Annotated in this window: 2 protein-coding genes; both read right to left on the minus strand. The window is 28.7% G+C overall.

The features are described 5' to 3' along the window. Positions 1–18 precede the first annotated feature (18 nt). Positions 19–588 carry a CYTH domain-containing protein gene (locus tag HMPREF2805_RS10320; RefSeq protein WP_075232431.1) on the minus strand — a complete coding sequence of 190 codons (570 nt, stop codon included), beginning with the start codon at positions 586–588 and terminating at the stop codon, positions 19–21. Between the two features lie 233 nt (positions 589–821). Next, on the minus strand, positions 822–1,688 hold the full coding sequence (locus HMPREF2805_RS10325; RefSeq protein ID WP_075232432.1) for a helix-turn-helix domain-containing protein: 867 nt from the start codon (positions 1,686–1,688) through the stop codon (positions 822–824). Positions 1,689–2,181 lie beyond the last annotated feature (493 nt).

Consider the following 2,181-nt stretch of genomic DNA (forward strand, 5'->3'; position numbering starts at 1 on the left):
TAAACAATCCCAACAAGACTATTTGATAATTTCAATTACATCCATTTTTTCTCTCATTAATTGGACATAGCCCTTTGTTTCTATTTTTGAATTTAAAAACGAGAACTCTCCGCACATTTTCTCATAAAAATTATTATAATCTTCTTTTGAAAAATCTCCTAAAATCTCTATTTCAAGATAAAATCCGAGACCATCAATCTTATCTAGATTAATCGTTTTATTTTCTAATGCGTCATGATAAGTCTTTCTATATTTACTTATTGTGAAAATATTTGAAAAACCATCTTGCAAGATATTCCTTACAAATTCTAATTTTTCAGATTCCAACTCTATTTCACTTTCACTCCACATTCCTTGTTTTATCGTATCTTTTCTTGTGAAAATACTTGATCTATCATCATCTTCTTGGCGAATTCTGTAAATAAAGCTACCTACTTCATCATTTTCATATTCTCTTCCTTTTGTTTTAAAATATTCATCAACTTGCTTATTTTCACACTTAAATTTATAAGATTTTTCTAAATATGAAATAGCATTATTATAATCCCTCTCATCGTTGAGTTCAAATCTAACTTCTAATTCATTCATTAATTTTACCTCTCAATTCTTCAAAGCCTGAAGTCTCTTTACATTCACTCAGTCTATAGTAAGTTTCTGTAGATGTTTTATAGACACAAAGCCTAATATTTTCTTGCACTCATTTTAGCACTTCAATATAATAATGTCAAGATTTTTGATAATATTTTTTTATTTATTTTTATTAAATACATATTTGTATTTTTGAATTCAAAAAAACGATGCTTAATTGAACATCGTCTTTACTATTCTGTTATATCTGCAATGTAATGCTCGATTTTAAGAGCCATTGACATATTTCCCTCAAGCTTATACAGGAAATAAGCCGTTTCAAAGTACTCTTTTACTGCAACTTTAGAAGAAAAATTCTTACTGACATTTCCCATCAATACATACAAATCAGCCAAAAGATATGTTGTTCTATACGTCTTACATTGCTTTATCGTATCTGTGATTTTAGTAATAGCCTCTTCAGTATTATTCTGCAACCATAGATAGCGACAAACATTATAATTAAATTTAATAGAAAGGTTTAATTCTTCGATTGTGTTTAACTTGAGTTGATTTACTTGATACTCTAACTTTTCTCGAATTTCATTAAAGCTCTCTAAATCTTCAATATCATAATAAAAATTAAATAGAGTATTTGCAACTTGAAGGTAGGTCAAGTCAGTTACACTTAACTGAGACAGTACCTTCTCCAATCTTGCCACAGCCTCCTCTTGTTGCCCATAGAAATAAAAATCTATAAGAGATTTTATCCACTCCATATAAAATTTATTTACTAGAGACAAGCGATGCATCTTTACACTCTCTAATTCATATATATATTTCAAAGACTCATAATTTCGATTTGTGATAAATGTCTGAGCTAACTTCTTAAACTCTGATAGTTCATCAATCTCTTCTACAATCTGCTCATTAAAAAAATAATCTATACTAACTTTTAACTTCTTAGACAGAGCATATAAAAAGTCTGCTCCTGGAGTAAATTCTCCATTCTCTAATCGACTAATTTGTCCCTGTTTACATATCCCCTCAGCCAATTCTCGCTGAGACATTTTTAATTCTTTTCGTCTATTTTTTAATCTTGTTGCTAATAGTGTGCCCACGTTTGCATTTTCCTTTTCTATTCGATTTCAATTTTAATTGTAACATGATTAAATTTTAAATACAAATTAACAAACCAAAAGATACAAATTATATATAAACAATGACTAGATAGGTTATTTTTGAAAACCCATCTCTCCTTCTTTTGAAATTTTCTTACTCACACGATTGATAAACTTATTCACTTGAAATGGATTAGATATTAGACTATCATGTTTAGATTTTGTTATTGATATATTTAACAGACAAGAAATAGTCTTTTACAACATATCAAGTTCAGGGGAATAATAACGATTTTCCCCATTTTTTAGGCTCTCTATTTCATAACAATCAATTCACCTTGTCACATACCTTAGCCAGAAACATCCATACCAAATCTTTTTGAAAGCTGATTAAAGCTTTGTACTTTCTTTCTAAGTTCATAGAACTGAACCTTAACGTCATTTGGCAATTCCATAATAAAAATGGCTCTATAATATTTGTAGTGGGTAAATC

Source organism: Streptococcus sp. HMSC034E03 (assembly GCF_001811505.1).
Taxonomy (GTDB): Bacteria; Bacillota; Bacilli; order Lactobacillales; family Streptococcaceae; genus Streptococcus.

What these genes read in the sequence shown, in the direction of transcription:
- HMPREF2805_RS10320 (WP_075232431.1), bottom strand. Translation starts at nt 588, where the DNA reads ATGAATGAATTAGAAGTTAGATTTGAACTCAACGATGAGAGGGATTAT.